Origin of the sequence: Streptomyces sp. NPDC049813, assembly GCF_044465085.1 — a bacterium.
Taxonomy (GTDB): Bacteria; Actinomycetota; Actinomycetes; order Streptomycetales; family Streptomycetaceae; genus Streptomyces.
Genome location: NZ_JBITLI010000014.1, coordinates 88,713 through 106,297, shown reverse-complemented (window position 1 = coordinate 106,297; position 17,585 = coordinate 88,713). Strand labels below are relative to the sequence as shown.

Here is a 17,585-nt window from a genome sequence, read left to right as displayed (position 1 = left end):
CGGCGGCGGAGCACGCCCACAGCGTTCTGCTACGGCGACGTTCCGGCCCCTCCCGACGCACCCCGCGCCGGACGCACGCGCTCCAACTTGGTCCACCCGGACCAGCCGCGGTTCCGCAGCAGCTCGATCAGCCGGCGGGCGGCCGGCAGGGTGGTGAACACATGGGTGTCCAGCAGCTCGGCGAACGGTGGCTCGATGCCGGTGTCGTCGATGTAGCGATCACCCTGCTCGTTCGCCATCCGCGTGAGGTAGGCGGCCAGGGTGTCGGCAAGTTCGGCCAGCCGCGGGTCGTCGTCCGCGCGGTCGAGAGCTTCGCTCAGGGTGAGATAGAACCCGCTGACCTGCGGATCGGCTAGCTGCTCCCGCTTGCGTGCCATCCACTCCGGGACCCGTCGCGGCGACCGCGCGACCAGCGGGATCCAGCCGTCCCGCTCGACCTCGACGATCCGTTCGTCGACCCCGAGCGCCCGCAGCCGGTCGAGGTACTCGACGACCTCCGGGGGCAGCGCCAGGCTGTCCCCGGCGGCGAGCCGCGCGATCCGCTCGCGGTGCCGCTGCCGCGCGCGGATCTCCGCCCGTAGCCGCGCGTCGATCTCCGCGACCGCCGCGGCGAACTCCTCCTCGTCGGCCCGCAGCAACTCCCGCACCCGCGCCAGCGGGACCCCGGCCCTGGCCAGGGTCCGGATCCTGACCAACTCGATCACGGTGTCGGCCCCGTACCTGCGATAGCCGGAGTGGTCCCGCTCCGGCTCGGGCAACAGCCCCTTGTCGTGGTAGTGCCGCACAGCGCGCACGGTCACTCCGGCGTATGACGCCAGCTCGCCGATGGTCAGCATCCGGGCAGTCTCCTAGGTCGCGGCGCGGGTGCGGTAGAGGTGCCGTGACCAGAGGTAGCCGACGGACCCGATCGCCGCGCACCAGCCGACCGCCCCGAGCACGTCCGCACCGTCGAGCGGCCCGGTCAGCAGACCGCGGCAGGCGTTCATGACCGGGGTGAACGGCTGGTACTCGGCGAACCACCGCAGCCCGGCCGGCATCGACTGGACCGGCACGAACCCGCTGCCCACGAACGGCAGCAGGACGAAGATCATCGGCCAGTTGCTCGCGGTCTCCGGGTTCGGGCTCACCAGCCCCAGCGCCACCGTGAACCAGGTCATCGCGAACGACAGCAGGGTGAGCAGAGCCGCCAGGCCCCACCACCGCGCCACCGACGCGGCCGGCTCCAGACCGAGCAGGAACGCCACCCCGAAGACGGTGGCGAGGGCCAGCGCGGTCTGGATCATCGCGCCGAGCACATGGCCGGTGAGTACCGAGACCTTGGCGATGGCCATCGTCCGGAACCGGTCGATGATCCCGCCCGCCATGTCGGCGGCGACCGAGACCGCCGTACTCACGGAGACGCTCGCCACCGCCATCACCAGGACCCCGGGGGTGATGAACGTCAGGTAGTCGCCGCGGTCCCCCGCCCGCGCTCCGGGCAGACCGGCGCCCATGGTGGCGCCGAAGACGTAGACGAACAGCAGCAGGAACAGCAGGGGCAGACCGATCAGCATCAGTGTCTGTGACGGGTAGCGGACCATGTGTCTGAGGTTGCGCCGCAGCATGGTCGCCGAATCGCGGAGGGCGTACGTCAGGTGGTTCATGCCGTCACCCCGCCGGGAACCGCGTCGGCGCAGGGGCGGTCGGTCACGGCCAGGAACACGTCGTCCAGGTCCGCCGTGCGCACGGCGATCCCCGTGATGGCGTCCTCGTCGACTCCGGCCAGCAGCCGGCGCAGTGTGCGGAGGCTGCCGTCGTGCGCCAGGGTCACGGTGAGCGCCGAGGCGTTCGGCTCGGCCCCGGGAAACCGGCGCACCAACTCCTCCAGCCGCTCGCCGTCCGCGGCCCGCAGTTCGACATGACCGCCGGGGACCAGCCGCTTCAGCTCGGCAGCGGTGCCCTCGGCGACCAGGCGGCCCCCGTCGAGCACGCCGATCCGGTCCGCGAGCCGGTCGGCCTCCTCCAGGTACTGCGTGGTGAGGAAGACGGTGACCCCGTCGGCCACCAACTCTCGTACGAGAGCCCACAGTTCGCGGCGGCTGCGGGGGTCGAGACCGGTGGTCGGCTCGTCGAGGAAGATCAGCCGCGGCCCGGCCACCAGGGTCATCGCCAGGTCCAGCCGCCGCTTCATGCCGCCGGAGTACGTCGCCGCGCGCCGGTCGGCGGCCCCGGCGAGGCGGAACCGCTCCAGCAGCTGCTCCACCACGTCCGTCGCGCGGCGCCGGCCGAGGTGGCCGAGGTCGGCCATCAACCGCAGGTTCTCCCGCCCGGTCAGCAGGTCGTCCACGGCGGAGAACTGCCCGGTCACGCCGATCGACGCACGCACGCGATCCGCCTCGCGGCGGACGTCGTACCCCGCGACCCGCGCCTCGCCGGCGTCCGGGGGCAGCAGTGTGGACAGGATCCGGACCGTGGTGGTCTTGCCCGCCCCGTTCGGCCCGAGCAAGGCATAGACGGTGCCTGCGGGGACGGTCAGGTCGACCCCGGCGACCACCTCGTGGCCGTCGTACGCCTTGCGCACCCCGGTGACCTCGATCGCACTGGTTCTCGTCGTCATGCCGGCCATGCTGCGAGGTTGCCCCTGCGTCAAGGGCAACCGCCGCGGTGACAAGACCTCCGGCCGGCGAGCGGTTCCCCACGCCGCAGACGTGGTACGTCCTTCGCGGCCCCGGGTCAGTCCTGCGCGTCGGCGGCGCCGAAGTCCGGGGGAGCCTGGAGGTCGTGGGCGCGGAAGAGGACCGCGTGCTCCACCCCCATGGCCTTGCCGCTCATCGCCGCGAACTGCGGGATGAGGGCGCTGGGGGCCGGGTGGTCCGGGAGCGCGGCCAGATACGCGGCGTGCGCTTCGAGGGAGGCGATGCCGCGGCGCAGCGGTTCGCCCGTGACGTCGACGCCGTGGGTCGCGCCCGAGCCGGCGAGACCGGGGACGACGAGCCAGCGCGCGGAGTGCGGGGCGAGGCCCTCGTCGTCGATCTGCTCGGGGAAGACCCAGCGGTTGCCCGCGTCGCGCACGGCGTCCAGCGTCGCGAGGCCGGCCGCCCGGTGGTCGGCCTGGTCGAAGCCGTACGGCGTCTCGATCTCGTGACCGGCGCCGAGGACGACGTCGGGCCGGAACCGGCGGATCTCCCGGCAGATGTCCCGGCGCAGATCGAGGCCGTAGACGAGGACGCCGTCCGGATGTTCGAGAATGGTCAGCTGCGTGACGCCGACGGCGGCGCAGGCGGCCTGTTGCTCGGCGACGCGCAGGCGGGCCGTCTCCGCGGGCGCGGTGGGCATGCCCGCCTCGCCGCGCGTGAGCAGGAGATAGCCGACCTCGATGCCGCGGGCGGTCCAGCGCGCGACGGCCGCGGACGTGCCGTACTCCATGTCGTCGGGGTGCGCGACGACGCAGAGCACGCGCCGGAAGGACTCCTCGGGAAGCGCAGGCAAGGTCATGCCCGCCATCCTTCCGCGTCCACGGCCCGCCGTCCGGAGTTCCGGGGCCCCGGTGCGTCCCCCGCACGACGACACACGCCCCTGCTGTCCCCTCACGACTTCCCTGCCCCACCAGCAGGTTGGCGACATCATCGTGGCGCCCCACGGTGACGTCGCCAAGCTGCCGGCGCCCGGCCCTCTCGCCCTGTTGGACTAACCGCACCACAGCCGACACCACCAGGACGGAACTCATGGTCTCGACCACCACGGCCCCGCACTCCGACGGCGCCGGCCCGCCCGCACCCGCGCCCCGGGGCGGCTGGCCGGCCGTGATCGCGGTGACGCTGGGGATCTTCTGCGTCGTCACCACCGAGATCCTGCCGATCGGGCTGCTGACCTCGATCGGCGCCGCCTTCGCCGTCTCCGACGGGACGGCCGGGCTCACGATGACCCTGCCGGGCCTGCTCGCGGCGGTCGCGGCCCCGGTGGTGACCGTGGCCACGGCGCGCGCCGACCGACGGCGCACGCTGGGTGCGCTGCTGCTCCTGCTGGCCCTCGCGGACCTTCTCGCGGCGGCGGCGCCGCAGTACTGGCTGGTCCTGGTCTCCCGGGTCGCCGTCGGCATCGTGATCGGCGGTTTCTGGTCGATCGGCGCCGCCCTGGCCGAGCGTCTCGTGCCACCCGCCTCGGTGGGGCGGGCCACCGCCGTCGTCTTCTCCGCCGTCCCCCTGGGCTCCGTACTGGGCGTCCCGGCCGGTACGTTCCTCGGTGAACTCGCGGGCTGGAGAACGACGTTCGCCGTCATGGGCGTCCTGACGGCAGCCACGCTCGTCATGCTGTGGCTGACTCTTCCCCCGCTTCCGCCCCTCCAGGTCACACGGCTCCGGGTGCTGCGGAGCGTCCTGCGCCGCACGGGCACCCGCTTCGCCCTCCTGCTGACCTTCCTCGTCGTCCTGGCGCACTTCGGGGCGTACACCTACGTGACCCCGTTCCTGGAGCAGGTCACCCGCGCGGGCTCCGGGTCGGTCACCGCCTTCCTGCTCCTCTTCGGCGCCGCGGGCATCGCCGGGAACTTCGCCGGCGGCGCGGCCCTCACCCGGTGGCCCCGGGCCACCTTCGGCCTCGCGGCGGCACTGATCGCCATGGCGACGGTCCTGCTCCCGCCGCTGGGGCACCGGCAGGGCGGCGCCGTGGCGCTGCTCCTCGTGTGGGGCGCGGCGTACGGGGCGGTGCCCGTCGCCTCCCAGACCTTCTTCCGCAAGGCGGCGCCGCACGCACCGGAGGCGGCCACCGTGCTGTTCACGACGGCGTTCCAGGCGACGATCGCGCTCGGCGCGCTGCTCGGCGGCGTCACCGTCGACCGCACGTCCCCCTCGACGGTCATGGTGTTCGGCGGCGCCACCGCGGCGCTCGCGGTCGTGGCCGCAGCGGTGCACCGCGCACGCCGTCCCACCCGGGGCGACCGCGGGCAGTCCGAGACAACTCCCCTTCCTGTCAGGCGATGTGACCGAAGACTGTGACGCCGCACAGGACAGCTTCGTAGCCGCTGTGCGGGCGCCTCCGGTCCGCCGAGACGCCTGTACGCGCCGACGGGCGGCTGGTGCCATGCCCCGCATGTCTCTCGTCACGCCTTCACCTGTGTCCCCGGGCGGCCTCACCGGCCGCGCCCGCCTCGACGGGCCGGAGCGCCGACCGTGACCGGTGGCGACGGGCAGTCGCTCGCCGTCGTGGTCTTCCTCGGCTTCGTCGCCGTGTCACTGCTGCTGTGCGGGCTCGCGGCGGCCGACGTGGACGACGCCGAGCACTTCTACGCGGGCGGCAGTGCCGCGTTCGGCCCGGTCGGCGGGGGCCTGGCCATCGCCGGCGACTACATCTCCGCGGCCACCCTGCTGAGCACCACGGGCGCCGTCGCCCTGGACGGCGCCGACGGCATGCTCTTCGCCGCCGCCACCGTTCTCTCGCTCTACCTGGTCATGCGCATCGCCGGCGAACCCCTGCGCGGCGCGGGCGTGTTCACCCTGGGGGACCTCCTCGCCGAGCGCCTCCGCGACCCGTCCGTGCGCAGGGCGCTGGGCGTCGCGAGCCTGGTCGTCCTCACCCCGCTGCTCCTGGTGCAGCTCACCACGACCGGCCGCATCATGGTCGCCATGTTCGGCCTCACCGACGGTGCGCTCATCGGGTGCACGGTCACCGGCGGAGCCCTCATGATCTGCTACGCCGCCTTCGGCGGGATGCGCGGCGTCGGCCACGTCCAGATCCTCAAGGTCGGGGTCGCCCTCGTCGCCCTGCTGATCCTGGCCGGGATCATCCTCGGCCGGTACGGCTGGTCACCGGTGGCCCTCTTCGAAGCCGCTCGCGACCGCTCGAAGGCCGGCGACGCCTATGCGTGGCCCGGCCTGCACTTCGGCCCTTCGCCGGCCGGCCGGCTCGACCTGATCGGCTTCCAGGCCACGCTGGTGATCGGAGCCGCCTGTCTGCCGCACATCACCATGCGTCTGCACCCGCTCCGGGACGCCCGCACCGCCCGGCGGGCCATCGGATGGGCGGTCGGCCCCGTCGCGCTGGTGTGCGCCGGAGTGGTGGTGGCCGGGCTCGGGGCCTGCGCCCTGATCGGCCGGGACGCGATCCGGGCCGCGGACCCCGGGGGAGCGACGGCCCTGCTCATGGTGACGGGCGCGCTCGACCCCGTCGCCGGCGGCGCGCGGCACAGCATGCTCTTCGCGATCGTCGCGTGCGCCGTCTTCGCGACCACGCTCGCGGCGGTGGCGGGCATCACGCTGGCGGCTGCCTCCAGCATCGTGCGTGACCTCCGGGCCGGACCCGCGACCGGCGGCGCAAACCGGTCGGCGGCCGGCGAGATCCGCCGGGCACGGGTGGGCATCGTCCTCGTCGGCGTCGCCACCGTCGCGCTGGCGGCAGTCCTCGGGGACCGCGGGCGCCTGACGATGATCTCGCTGTCGTTCACCGTCGCGGCCTCGGTGCTCGCGCCCATCCTTCTCTACACGCTGTTCCTGCCCGGGTTCTCCGCCACCGGGGTGCGGTGGACGGTCCACGGGACGCTGCCGCTGATCGTGGTGCTGCTGGGCGGCTCCCCGGCGGTCACCGGCTCGCCCATCGCCGTCTTCCCCGGCCACGACCTCCACTGGTTCCCGCTCCAGACCCCCGGGTTGATCACGATCCCCGTCGGGTTCCTGCTCGGGCTCGTCGGCCGGACCCGGGCGGGGGCGACGCGGCGCCACGCGAGCCGGGACGCGGCGCCCTGGCCCGCACCCGGCGCACCGCCCCGGCCACGGTCAACCGACCCGGTCGGCCGCGCCCAGGGGGGAAGGCCCGAACGGGGAAGCGAACGGTTCTGACCGCCGCGGCCTCGGCAGAGGAGGCCGCGGCGGGTGAGGGGCCACCCGGGTTGCCGGTTCCGGCTCGCCGCGCCGTTGCACTGTGCAAGTATGGGTCGCGTCCGGGGTGTTCTGCCGCCCGACCCAGTCGACCTGAGTGCGTTGCGATGAGACAGATCCCCGCCCTGCTGTTCGTGCTGCATGTGGTCTGCGCTGTATGTAAAGCGCAGGTCACGCGCCTGGAGTTGGCCAGGCCCGGTGCGCATCCGGCGAGTTGGTACGGCTGGGGGGCCGAGGAGCGCCAGGCGTACGGGCAGGTCCGCGACACGGCGGCCTGGTGGCTGATCGTGGACGCGGACGGCGCCGCGAACGGCCTGGGGGAGAACCTCGGCGACACCGAGGCGCGGAGCGTCCAGGCCGCCTTCGAGTATCCGCGCAGCTACGCCCGCATCCACGCCGCGGGCCTCAAGGGCGACGCCGGGTTCTGCCCCGAATGCGATGTGGCGTACTGCGTGCGGCACTGGCGCGGAACCGGGGCCGGGGCGCCGGACAAGTGCCCGCGCGGTCACGGGCGTTGAGGAATCGTTCCACGCGGCGGCCGTCCCGGTCGCCTCGGCCCTGAGGTGCACGGTCCACCGCCTGACGTATCGTCAGAACACCCCGGTCCGGCACTACTAGGGACCTGGTCGGGGCGCGGGCGCCGCCGGGGCGGTGCGAGGTAGAAATATGTCATGCCCAGGAACGCGGCTCCGGTGGAGCACTTGGACGACGTGGACGCGGTGACCCGCGCGGTGCTGACGGCATCCCGGCTGCTGATGGCAGTCTCCGCGCGCTCGCTCGCCGAGGTGGAGGACCGGGTCACGCTGCCGCAGTTCCGGATGCTGGTGGTGCTGTCCTCGCGCGGGGCGACCAAACTCGTCGAGCTGGCCGAGGTGTTGGGGGTGGCGCCCTCCACGGCGATGCGGATGATCGACCGGCTCATCGCGGCGGGCCTCGCGGACCGGCAGGTCAACCCCGCCGACCGGCGCGAGACCCTGCTGCGGCTCACCGACGAGGGCCGAGGAACGGTCGAACACGTCACCGCGCGCCGCCGCCTGGAGATCGCCGCGATCGTCGCACGGCTCGCCCCCGACCGGCGGACGGCGCTCATCGACGCCCTCAACGACTTCAACGAGGCGGGCGGGGAGCCGCCGGCGCCGGCGGGGGGCGAGGGAGAAGGCCCCGGGGGCCGGGGTGAGGGGCCCCTCCGGGAAGCTACGGGACGGCAGGCCTGCGGGCAGTGATGCCGGTCGCCGTCTGCGACCCGTACCGGGTGGTGCGGCTCGCGTTCAGGGAGCTGCTGCGTCCACCTCCGGGCACACCGCGCCGACGCCGGCGCGACAGCGGGGATACTCACGTCATGTTCACCGACGCCGATGCCGCGGCCCTGTACGACCTGCTGAACCCCTGGGACCCCGAACAGTGGCCCGGCGACGGCTTCTACGACCGGCTGGTCGCGGCGGCGCCCTCGGTCCTGGACGTCGGCTGCGGCACCGGCTCCATGCTGTGCCGCGCGCGTGAAGCCGGCCACCGCGGACGGCTGGCCGGCATCGACCCGAACCGCGCCGCGCTCGCCCGGGCCCGGCGGCGCCCCGACATCGAGTGGGCCGAGGGCACCGCGGCTGACGTGGGACGGTACGCCGAGTTCGACCTGGTGACGATGGCCAGCCACGCGTTCCAGTGCCTGGTCACCGACGACGAGGTGCGTGCCTCGCTCGCTGCGATCCGTACCGCGCTGCGTCCAGGCGGTCGCTTCGCCTTCGAGACCCGGCACCCGCAGGCACGCGCCTGGGAGGAGTGGCACCCGTCGCAGGCGAGCGACGTCACCGACGCGTCCGGCCGCACGCTGCGCGTCCAGCACGCGACCGAGTCCGTCGTCGGCGACGTGGTCACGGTCGCCGAGACGACCACCGAACCCGACGGCACCGTGCTGCGCGTCGAACGCACGCGCCTGCGCTTCCTCGACGTGCCCGCACTCGACGCGTTCCTGACCGAGACCGGCTTCGAGATCGAGGCGCGCTACGGGGACTGGGAGGGCGGGCCCGTCACGGGCACGAGCCGAGAGATCATCACGGTCGCGCGCCGGACGTGACGTCGAGTGGGTCTCCGGCGCGCTGCGATGACTCAGCTGTTCAGGTCGCTGTCGTGGCGGAATCGGTGGATTGACTCGCCTCGGCGGTCAATCTGCGCCGGCGGTTCCGGACCCACCTCGGCACCACGCCGGGGGCTTACCGGCGGACCTTCTCCGCGCCGTGATTCCGCCGCTGTTCGTACCGTGACTCCGCGCCGAGGGCGAGCGTCATCGACCGTGCCTCCGGCCCGCGCCGCGGTCAGCGGCTTCGATCGGCAGCCTCGGTCAGCGACTTCGGTGGATAGGCGTGCAGGACCAGCGAGGTGGTGACGGGGCCGTACCGGGCGAGCGCGTCGACGACCTCTTCGAGCCGTCCCGTCCGCGCGCAACGGACCTCGCAGATGAGGCAGTCCTCCCCGGTGACGCGCAGAGTGGAGACGACCTCCGGGGTCCGGGAAGCGCACTCCAGGGCGCGGGGGAGGAGGGTGTGCGTGGTGCGCAGCCGTATGACGGCGTGGAGGGGGAGACCGAGGGCCGCCGGATCGACGACGGCCCGGTACCCGGTGATCACTCCGGCCTTCTCGAGGCGCTGGATCCGAGCCGCCGCCGCGGGCTGCGAAAGTCCGACCCGGCGCCCCACCTCCGCACCGGTGAGCCGACCGTCGCGCTGCAACAGGGCGAGAATCTCCCGGTCGATCCGGTCAAGTGAATCCATCGTCGTCCCCGCCCCTCCTTCTGGATCGCTTGTGCCGCCACCGTGCCCAGGGCGCGTCCCGCACAATCTGCCGCAGACGCCCCTCGAACAGCCGGGGCAACGAACGAGAGCGGTGGCAGACCGTGGTCGCGTACGTCATCATCCCCGGGATCGACGGCTCGGACGGGCAACACTGGCAGACCGCGTGGGAGCGGCAGTGGGGCGGCGCGGCGGTGCGGACCGCTCCCGCGTCATGGTCCGCGCCCGAACTGGGCGACTGGACAGCCGCCGTCGGCACGGCCTACGACGCCGCGGCCCGGCAGGACGACCGGGTGGCGCTGGTGGCGCACAGCCTGGGCTGCTGGGCCGCGACCGCGTGGCTGGCGCTGGAGCCCGCGCGTCCGGTGGCCGGTGCGCTGCTGGTGGCGCCGCCCGATCCGCGCGGGCCGGCGTTCCCCCGCGAGGCGGCCGCGACGTTCACCGGGCTCGACGCCAGGCCCGTACCTTGCCCGGCTCTCGTGGTGGCCGGCGCCGACGACCCGTACTGCACACCCGAGGCGGCGGCGGGGTTCGCCGCCGGGTGGCAGGCCCGGTGGCACCTGGAGGAACACGGCGGACACCTCAACTCCGCCAGTAACCTCGGTTCCTGGCCCGTGGGGCAACGTCTCCTGGAGTCGCTGCTCCAGACGTAGGGCGGCGCGCCGAAAATGGGACGGGCCCGGCCAGGCACGGAGGTCCGGTACTCCTAGTAATCACGCCCTGAGGCTAGGGGCCGGGCCCCCGGCGCCGGGCCGCGCCGGCCACGAGAAGAGGGCATGTTCATCGTGAAGTTGATGACCCGTCATGCAGCCCTGCGCGGTCGTGGCGGTCGCCTCCGGAGCCGCTGCGTTTTGCGGACGGGACTGTGCGTTCTGCGGGCGGACGCCCTCCCGGGACGTCGGCAGACTGGTACACCCAGCGTGTTCGCGCACGTTCGGGCAGGCGCTCCCGGACCCCGAGGGCCTGATCCGCGGCGGCTGTCGACGGCGCGCCGTGGAGACCGCGCGGGCCGAGAGCAGACCACACGCGGTCCGGTCCGGTGCGGTCGGAGGACGCGGCAGTCGGTGGCCGACGTCCCCGGCCGCCCGGTACCTGGACGCCGTCCCCAGCGCGCCGCCCGGTACCCCCGGCGCGCCGCCCGGTCCAGTAGTGCACCGGCACCGGCACCGGCACCGGCACCGACCATCCGACCTGACGTCACCTGAGGGTCGACAGCCGCACTCGTCAGCTCTCCGGAGCAGCTCCGCGCAGAGTCTCGGCGGGGCTCTCGCTGAACTCCTCGCGGTAGTAGCCGGCGAACCGGCTGGGATGGGCGAACCCCCAGCGGGCCGCGATCTGGGTGACGCTCGCCGTTCCCGCGCTCGCGGTCTGCAACTCCCGGTGGGCGTGCGCGAGACGGACCCGGCGCAGATACCCCAGGGGCGTGGTCGCACGGTGCCGACGGAAAGCCTGCTGCACCGCGCGCGGAGACGCGCACGCGGCGAGCGCGATGTCGGTGAGGGTGACGTCCTGGTCGGCGTGCGACTCGATGTACACGATGGCGCGCCGCAGGGTCGCGGGGGTGGCGTCCGTGCTGTCGTACCCGCGGCGCTCCGGCCGCTGGTGGGGGAAGAGGGACAGCGCGGTCGTGGCGAGCAGGTGGGCCAACTGGCCCGACAACAGCGCGGGTACCGCTTCCTGTCCGCTGAGCCGGCCGGAGACGAACGCGGTCGCGGACCGCCACAGCTGGACCGCGGCGGCATCCGCCGCCTGGAGCTCGACAAACCGCAGCCGCGCGCGGTCGGCGACGGGCGTCCCGAGGGTGTCGTGGAGCAGGCCCGGGTCGAGGGCGGTCACCCGCATCGTCGCCGTCTCGGACAGCACTTCGTACGGCTCACCGTCCGGGGTCAGCAGGGGAGTGGACCGGGTCGGACGGTCGCTGCGCCCCTGGCAGTCGATGCCCAAGTGCCCTTGTTCCGTCACGGTGATCAGGGCCCGGCTCAGCGGGTCGCAGGAGAAGCGCAGCGTGCCCGGCAGCACGAGGTGGTCGATCGTGAACCGGCCGGTGCCCACCCGGTCGAGCCGCATCTCCTGCCCGTCGAGCCTGCCGCTGAGCCGCAGGCTCGCCCCGTAGGCGGCGTCCATGTACTGCCGGGCCAGCGCGGGTTCCCGCGTCGCCAGGTGGCTGCGCACCAACGGCACACCCTCGCACTCGGCGCTCACGACCCCACCCCCTCGTCCTCCGGGGTTCCGCGTGCCGATCCCCGCATCGACGCTACGCCGCCGTGGCCGGGCCGCGGGCAAGCCGCGGTGGCGCACGGCGAGAACCGGACATTTTCGGCAGGGGGGCGGCGGAGGTGTGTCAGGCGCGTTCGTCGAGCTGGGCCGCGGCGGCCTCCAGTTCCGCGAGCGAGCCCGACATGATCGTGCGGACGTGGTCGGTGATGTGCTGCACCGGCCAGTCCCACCAGGCCACGGCGAGGAGCCGAGTGACCTCGTCGGGCGTGTACCGGGTGCGGATGAGCCGGGCGGGGTTCCCGCCGACGATGCCGTAGTCCGGTACGTCCGCGGTGACCACCGCGCCGGTGGCGACGATCGCGCCGTGGCCGATGCGGACGCCGGGCATGACGGTGACGCCGTGCCCGAACCAGACGTCGTTGCCGACGACGGTGTCGCCGCGTCCCGGCAGACCGGTGATCAGGTCGAAGTGGTCGGCCCAGGAGCCCCCCATGGTGGGGAAGGGGAAGGTGGACGGGCCGTCCATGCGGTGGTTGGCGCCGTTCATGATGAACCGCGTCCCGGTGCCCAGTGCGCAGAACTTGCCGATGACCAGCCGCTCGGGCCCGTAGTGGTACAGGACGTTGCGGGTCTCGAAGGCGGTCGGGTCGTCCGGATCGTCGTAGTACGAGTACGCGCCGACGTCGATCAGCGGCGACGTCACCAGCGGCTTGAGCAGCACGACGCGCGGGTGGTCGGGCATCGGGTGGAGCACGGTGGGATCGGCAGGCACGGCAGGCACGGGCGGCATCAGGAAGGCGGGTCCTCTCCTCGGTGCGACGTTCGTTAGTGCGACGGTTGTTGCATTAAGATGCTGGCACAGTCCGCGCACGTAGATCAACCGGATTCGAGAAGGTCGATGACAGAGCCGACGGCCACCGGGCCGGACCGCCGCCCGGGCGGGCGCACCGCCCGTGTCCGCGCCCAGGTCCTGGACGCGGTCCGCGCCGAACTCGCCGAGGGCGGCTACGAGGCACTCACCCTGGAGCGGGTCGCTGCCCGCGCCGGCGTCCACCGCGCCACGGTCTACCGGCGCTGGCGCGACGTGGGCGGGCTGCTCGTCGACGTGATCGCCGCGGCGGGCGAGATGGACTGGCGGCCACCGGACACCGGTTCCCTGCGCGGCGACCTGACCGCCCTCAACCAGGAGATCCAGGAGTCCCTGGTCGTACGGCCCTCGTTCGCCACGGCGCTGTTGGCCGCGTCGTTCCACTCCGAGCAGGCCGCGCGCGCCCAGACGGCCCTGTGGGCCGACCGGTACGTCCAGTGCGAGGTCCTGGTCGAACGGGCGAGGGAGCGCGGCGAACTCCCCGGGCTCCGCACGGACGCGCGGAGCCTGCTCGTCGCCGCCACGGCGCCCGTCTACCACCAGCTGGTCCTCCTGCGCGCCGACCCCGACCCCGACCTGCCGGAGCGAGCCGCGGCCGCCGCGGTGCTGGCCGCCGCCGCGGGAGCCTTCACCGCCGGCCGCGGTGACGGCGGCTGAACGACGGCGGTCCGCGCGGACGGGGCCGGCCCTGCGGACGGGTGTGCGATGTACTTAAGTCCCGTGGCCGGGGGACTCGCTGTGCGGAACGGTGGCGAGGGAGATCTGATGGCGGCTGAGGCGATGGCGCGGCTGGTGTGGGACGCGGTGGAGGGTGCGGAGGAGCCGGGGCAGGTCCCGAGACGCATGTGCACGGCCGTGCGGGAGGGGCTGGGGGCGCACGCGGTGACGATCGCGCTCCTCACCCACCTGCCGGAGCGGCAACTGCTGTGCGCGTCCGGCGATGTGGGCGTGGAACTGGAGGAGTTGCAGTTCGCCACGGGGGAGGGGCCGTGCATCACGGCGGCCGCCGCGTCGGTGGCGGTGCTGTGGAACGACGTGCGCCGACCTCAGGCGATGTGGCCGGTGTTCGGGCCGCTCCTCGACGAGCGGCTGCCGTCCGTCCGCGCGGTGCAGGCGTATCCGCTGCTGGCCGACGGGGCGTGCGTCGGCTCGATGGACGTCGTGTACCAGCGGCCGCAGACGATGGACCGCGGGCCGTTGGAGCGCGCGGAGGCCGCGGCCGGGGCGGTGGCGGACGTGCTCCTCGACCGCGGCCGCGCCCTGCTCGGCGGCCCGGCACCGGGGGAGTGGGAGCCCACGGAGGTCATCGACGCGCACTGGGGCAGCACGCGCCGGGCCAGCGGACTCCTGGCCGCCCGCCACCACCTCACGGTCGACCAGGCGTTGAGCGTGCTGCGGGCCCGGGCGATGGCCTCGGGCCAGCCGCTGCCACAGCTGTCTGCGGCGGTGCTGGCCGGGGCCGACCCGTTGAGCGACGGTGACCCGCCGGGACCTTGAACCGGCGCGATGGTCGGCCCCGCGAAGGGGCCGCCCGAGGGACGCGTTGTGGAGATGACCTGTCAGGGCGATCCGCCGCGGAGGTGGTCCGTCCGGGTGGCCGCTGTGGTGGTGGCCTGTCGGGGTGGCCTGCTGTGAAGGCGACTTGCCACGGCGGTCTGCCGCGGAGGTGGTCCGTCCGGGTGGCCGCTGTGGTGGTGACCTGTCGGGGTGGCCCGCTGTGAAGGCGACTTGCCACGGCGGTCTGCCGCGGAGGTGGTCCGTCCGGGTGGCCGCTGTGGTGGTGGCCTGTCGGGGTGGCCTGCTGTGAAGGCGACTCGCGACGGCGGCCAGCCGGGAAGTGTCCCGCCCGGCGGCCCGCCGCCGCGATGGGGCCCGCCCGGGCGATCCGCCGCGAAGGGACCCGCCCGGGTGACGCGTCGCAGACGTGGCTGCCCCGCGCGCCCCCAGCACGTGCTCAGCCCGCGGCTCCCCGAAGAAGCCCTGAAGAAGACCCGAGGAAGCCCTGAAGACGCCCCCGAGACACCCCTGTTCCCGACCCGTGACAGCATCCCCTTGGCCGCTGACCAGCCCTGTGTTCGACTGGCCCGCATGCCTGTGCAGCCCGCGGACCAGCGACCTCTCAGCGGCCGAAGCCGCGCCCTCCTCCTGTGCGCCGCCGTGGCGGGAATCGCGGTGCTCGTCGCGCTGCTGCCCGGCGGCCTGACGGACGCGGGGTCCGCGGGGCACGCCTCCGACGCCGGGCTCGTGGCGCCGAGGACGTACCACGTGAAGCCGCCCGGCGGCCGGAAGCGGCCCGAGCGCGACAAGCGCCTGCACATCCGGTACGCGCGTGGCGACGACACGGCGGCGGGCGAGAAGACCGGGCGGCTGACGATGGACGTCAGCGGCGCGGAGGAGACGCTGCGACTGAAGCGGTTCGGCAACGGCTGCACCAGCTCCGGCGGCGTCCGCGTGGTCTGCAAAGTGGGTGCGACGTACGACAGTTGGGCCGACTGGGCAGGTGCGCTGCCGTACGCCGCGCCCGGCAGCAAGGCGGGCGACACGGGCCGGCTGCGGCTGCGGTACCGGGCCCCGGACGGCCACGTCTCCACCGCGACGACCACGGTGGTCGTCGGCGGGCCCGTCCTGGAACTCCAGGCCCCCGACACCCTCGACGGCGTACGGCCCGGCGCCGCGACGGACCTGGACCTCGCCGTCCGCAACGCCGGCGAGACGACCGTCCACGGGATGGGCCTGCTGGTCGCGGCGGACGGCGCACTGACCTTGGCTCGAACCTTCGCCAACTGCCGCTACACCGGCGGGGACACCGCACCGACGACCGCCACCTGCTCCTTCCCGGACCTGCGCCTGCGCCCGGGGCAGACCGTGGTGTTCCGGCCCGGCCTGCGCGTGCGGGCTCCCGAGGTGCTGGACCACGGCTCCCTGCACCAGTCCGCCTGGCCCCTGGACCTCGGCCCGTACGAGGACGTGGTCGTGCCCGACGACGGCGAGCCCGGCGACGGCCCACGGCTGCGCGCGCAGTCGCGGACCGGCAACGGCAGCGGCCGGTGGAGCGACGAGCGGGAGACCTGGACCGAGGTCACCACCGACAACCCCGCCGACTACGCGGCGATCGGCGCGCACGTCCGCGCGGCGCCGGGCGAGGAGCGGGAGGTGCGGGTGGGGGCCCGTACGGCGGGGCCCGGCGACCCGGGGCAGGGCGGCGCGTACGACCTGGTGTTCACGGTGCCGCGCGGGGCCGAGGTGGTGAAGGAGCCGATGGAGGAGATCGATGACGACTACTTCGAGCCCCTGTGCCGGCACCGGGGCGCCGTCTACACCTGCCCACTGCGGCGCGTGCACGAGCCCGGCTCCGAGGAGACGCTCCCGTTCACCTTGCGGTTCGGCGACAGCGCGGGCGACGGCGGGGTCCGGCTCGCGGCGCGCAAAGGCAGCGAGCCGCCCGCGGACCCCGACACGGTCGACCACGCGGCCGCGGTGACCGTGACCCTCGACGCGCGCCACGCCGCGTCCGCGGCTTCCGGGCACGGCCGCGCGTGGGGAATCGGGGGCGGTCTCACAGCCTGCGCGGGCGTCGCGGCGGCACTGCTGTGGCGCCGGCGGCGCACGGGCTGACCTCCGCGGACCCAGCGCCAAGTCGGCGACCTGCGGGCACCCACTCCAGAGGGTCCGTCCCCAGATCGGTGTACGGTGGAGCGAGAGCTATACAGATCGGTATACCTGCGAGGAGGTTCCCCATGACCAAGTCCGATGTCATGCGAGCGGTGCGCATCACCAGGCACGGCGGACCCGAGGTCCTCGAATCGGTGCGAGTGCCCGTCCCCGTCCCGGGCGCCGGGGAGGTGCTCGTCCGGGTCGGTGCCGTCGCGCTGAACAACACCGACCTGTGGACCCGCGAAGGTGCCTACGGTCGGCCGGACGACCCGCAGGCGCGGTCGGGCTGGCGCGGCCCGGTCGACTTCCCGCGCATCCAGGGCGCCGACGTCGCCGGTCACGTCGTGGCCGTGGGGGCCGGCGTGGACGAGGTCCTCGTCGGGCGCCGCGTCGTCATCGACCCCGCGCTCTACGACGGCGACGGGCCGGACGCCCACCCGGTGGGCCTGATGGGCAGCGAACGCGACGGCGGATACGCCGAGTACGTGACGGCGCCGGCGAAGCAGGCGCACGACGTGACCGGCTCCGCGCTCACGGACGACCAGCTCGCGACCCTGCCGACCGCGTACGGCACGGCGCTGGGCATGATCGAAAGGGGCCGGTTGCGCAAGGGCGAGACCGCCCTGGTCTCCGGGGCGTCCGGCGGCGTCGGTATCGCGCTGGTGCAGATCGCCCGCGCCCGCGGCGCCCGGGTCGTCGCCATCAGCAGCGGCACGAAGATCGCGGCGGTGCGTGAGGCGGGCGCCCACGAAGTCGTCGACCGCGCCGGGGACGTCGTCGGACAGCTCCGCGCCGCCGCCCCGGAGGGGATCGACGTCGCGCTCGACGTCGTGGCGGGCGAACTGGTCGGCGACGGGCTGCCGTTGTTGCGCGAAGGGGGCCGATGGGTCATCGCCGGCGCCCTCGGCGGCTACGGCGTCGCCTTCGACGTCCGGCGCCTGTACCTCCACAACGCGCAGGTGATCGGTTCGGCGATGCACACACCGGCCCACTTCGACCTGCTCATGGACCTGGCCCGGCAGGCGGCGGTCCAGCCCGTCATCGCGGCCGCCTTCCCGCTGGAGCAGGCCGCTCGGGCCCAGGAGGAGCTGGCCCGCCGCGGACACGTCGGAAAGATCGTCATGCACCCGTGAAGTCCCCGTGCGGGCCCTGAAAGCTTTTGCGTATCCCCGCTGGCCCGTAAGCCGGGAACGACGCGGAGGCCGCCCGGGCGGT

17 protein-coding genes are annotated in these 17,585 nt (G+C 73.9%); 10 read left to right on the top strand and 7 right to left on the bottom strand.

Annotated features, from left to right (window positions below):
- Positions 1-29: 29 nt before the first annotated feature.
- The 4 genes from ACIBW6_RS26380 to ACIBW6_RS26365 form a co-directional block, all read right to left on the bottom strand.
- Positions 30-836 (bottom strand): MerR family transcriptional regulator, encoded by an 807-nt coding sequence (locus ACIBW6_RS26380; RefSeq protein WP_399063735.1) that lies wholly within the window; start codon positions 834-836, stop codon positions 30-32.
- A gap of 12 nt (positions 837-848) precedes the next feature.
- Positions 849-1,643, bottom strand: coding sequence for an ABC transporter permease (locus ACIBW6_RS26375; protein ID WP_399063733.1), 795 nt, complete (start codon positions 1,641-1,643; stop codon positions 849-851).
- Positions 1,640-2,596 carry an ATP-binding cassette domain-containing protein gene (locus tag ACIBW6_RS26370; protein WP_399063731.1) on the bottom strand — a complete coding sequence of 319 codons (957 nt, stop codon included), beginning with the start codon at positions 2,594-2,596 and terminating at the stop codon, positions 1,640-1,642. Before ACIBW6_RS26370 ends, ACIBW6_RS26375 begins: the two co-directional genes overlap by 4 nt.
- A gap of 116 nt (positions 2,597-2,712) precedes the next feature.
- Complete coding sequence (locus tag ACIBW6_RS26365; RefSeq protein WP_399063729.1) at positions 2,713-3,474, bottom strand: PIG-L deacetylase family protein; 762 nt, start codon at positions 3,472-3,474, stop codon at positions 2,713-2,715.
- Positions 3,475-3,704: 230 nt separating this feature from the next.
- On the opposite strand from ACIBW6_RS26365, the gene ACIBW6_RS26360 reads away from it, so the two are divergent.
- From ACIBW6_RS26360 to ACIBW6_RS26340, 5 genes are all read left to right on the top strand, one after another.
- Entirely contained in the window at positions 3,705-4,973 is a 1,269-nt protein-coding gene (locus ACIBW6_RS26360; protein ID WP_399063727.1) for an MFS transporter, read from the top strand.
- Positions 4,974-5,147: 174 nt separating this feature from the next.
- A complete protein-coding gene (locus ACIBW6_RS26355; RefSeq protein WP_399063726.1) occupies positions 5,148-6,809 on the top strand; it encodes a cation acetate symporter in 1,662 nt (553 codons plus the stop codon).
- Positions 6,810-6,955: 146 nt separating this feature from the next.
- A complete protein-coding gene (locus tag ACIBW6_RS26350) occupies positions 6,956-7,366 on the top strand; it encodes a hypothetical protein (RefSeq protein ID WP_399063724.1) in 411 nt (136 codons plus the stop codon).
- A gap of 153 nt (positions 7,367-7,519) precedes the next feature.
- Positions 7,520-8,071, top strand: a complete 552-nt coding sequence (locus ACIBW6_RS26345) for a MarR family winged helix-turn-helix transcriptional regulator (protein ID WP_399063722.1) — start codon at positions 7,520-7,522, stop codon at positions 8,069-8,071.
- Between the two features lie 116 nt (positions 8,072-8,187).
- Positions 8,188-8,919: a class I SAM-dependent methyltransferase gene (locus ACIBW6_RS26340; RefSeq protein ID WP_399063720.1), complete on the top strand. Its 732-nt coding sequence runs from the start codon at positions 8,188-8,190 to the stop codon at positions 8,917-8,919.
- Positions 8,920-9,157: 238 nt separating this feature from the next.
- Here the strand turns inward: ACIBW6_RS26340 and ACIBW6_RS26335 are convergent, their stop codons facing one another.
- Positions 9,158-9,613, bottom strand: a complete 456-nt coding sequence (locus tag ACIBW6_RS26335) for an Lrp/AsnC family transcriptional regulator (RefSeq protein WP_399063718.1) — start codon at positions 9,611-9,613, stop codon at positions 9,158-9,160.
- 122 nt (positions 9,614-9,735) lie between these two features.
- On the opposite strand from ACIBW6_RS26335, the gene ACIBW6_RS26330 reads away from it, so the two are divergent.
- Positions 9,736-10,284 (top strand): RBBP9/YdeN family alpha/beta hydrolase, encoded by a 549-nt coding sequence (locus ACIBW6_RS26330; RefSeq protein WP_399063716.1) that lies wholly within the window; start codon positions 9,736-9,738, stop codon positions 10,282-10,284.
- 571 nt (positions 10,285-10,855) lie between these two features.
- On the opposite strand, the gene ACIBW6_RS26325 is transcribed toward ACIBW6_RS26330, so the two are convergent.
- Together ACIBW6_RS26325 and ACIBW6_RS26320 are read right to left on the bottom strand one after the other, a co-directional pair.
- A complete protein-coding gene (locus tag ACIBW6_RS26325; protein WP_399063714.1) occupies positions 10,856-11,833 on the bottom strand; it encodes a helix-turn-helix transcriptional regulator in 978 nt (325 codons plus the stop codon).
- A gap of 139 nt (positions 11,834-11,972) precedes the next feature.
- A complete protein-coding gene (locus ACIBW6_RS26320; RefSeq protein ID WP_399063712.1) occupies positions 11,973-12,638 on the bottom strand; it encodes a CatB-related O-acetyltransferase in 666 nt (221 codons plus the stop codon).
- Between the two features lie 108 nt (positions 12,639-12,746).
- Here ACIBW6_RS26320 and ACIBW6_RS26315 point away from each other — a divergent pair, with 108 nt between their 5' ends.
- From ACIBW6_RS26315 to ACIBW6_RS26300, 4 genes are all read left to right on the top strand, one after another.
- Positions 12,747-13,373: a TetR/AcrR family transcriptional regulator gene (locus ACIBW6_RS26315; protein ID WP_399063710.1), complete on the top strand. Its 627-nt coding sequence runs from the start codon at positions 12,747-12,749 to the stop codon at positions 13,371-13,373.
- Positions 13,374-13,481: 108 nt separating this feature from the next.
- Positions 13,482-14,213 carry an ANTAR domain-containing protein gene (locus ACIBW6_RS26310; RefSeq protein ID WP_399063708.1) on the top strand — a complete coding sequence of 244 codons (732 nt, stop codon included), beginning with the start codon at positions 13,482-13,484 and terminating at the stop codon, positions 14,211-14,213.
- Positions 14,214-14,804: 591 nt separating this feature from the next.
- Positions 14,805-16,331 carry a hypothetical protein gene (locus ACIBW6_RS26305; protein ID WP_399063706.1) on the top strand — a complete coding sequence of 509 codons (1,527 nt, stop codon included), beginning with the start codon at positions 14,805-14,807 and terminating at the stop codon, positions 16,329-16,331.
- A gap of 122 nt (positions 16,332-16,453) precedes the next feature.
- Positions 16,454-17,503: a zinc-binding dehydrogenase gene (locus ACIBW6_RS26300; protein ID WP_399063704.1), complete on the top strand. Its 1,050-nt coding sequence runs from the start codon at positions 16,454-16,456 to the stop codon at positions 17,501-17,503.
- Positions 17,504-17,585: the final 82 nt, after the last annotated feature.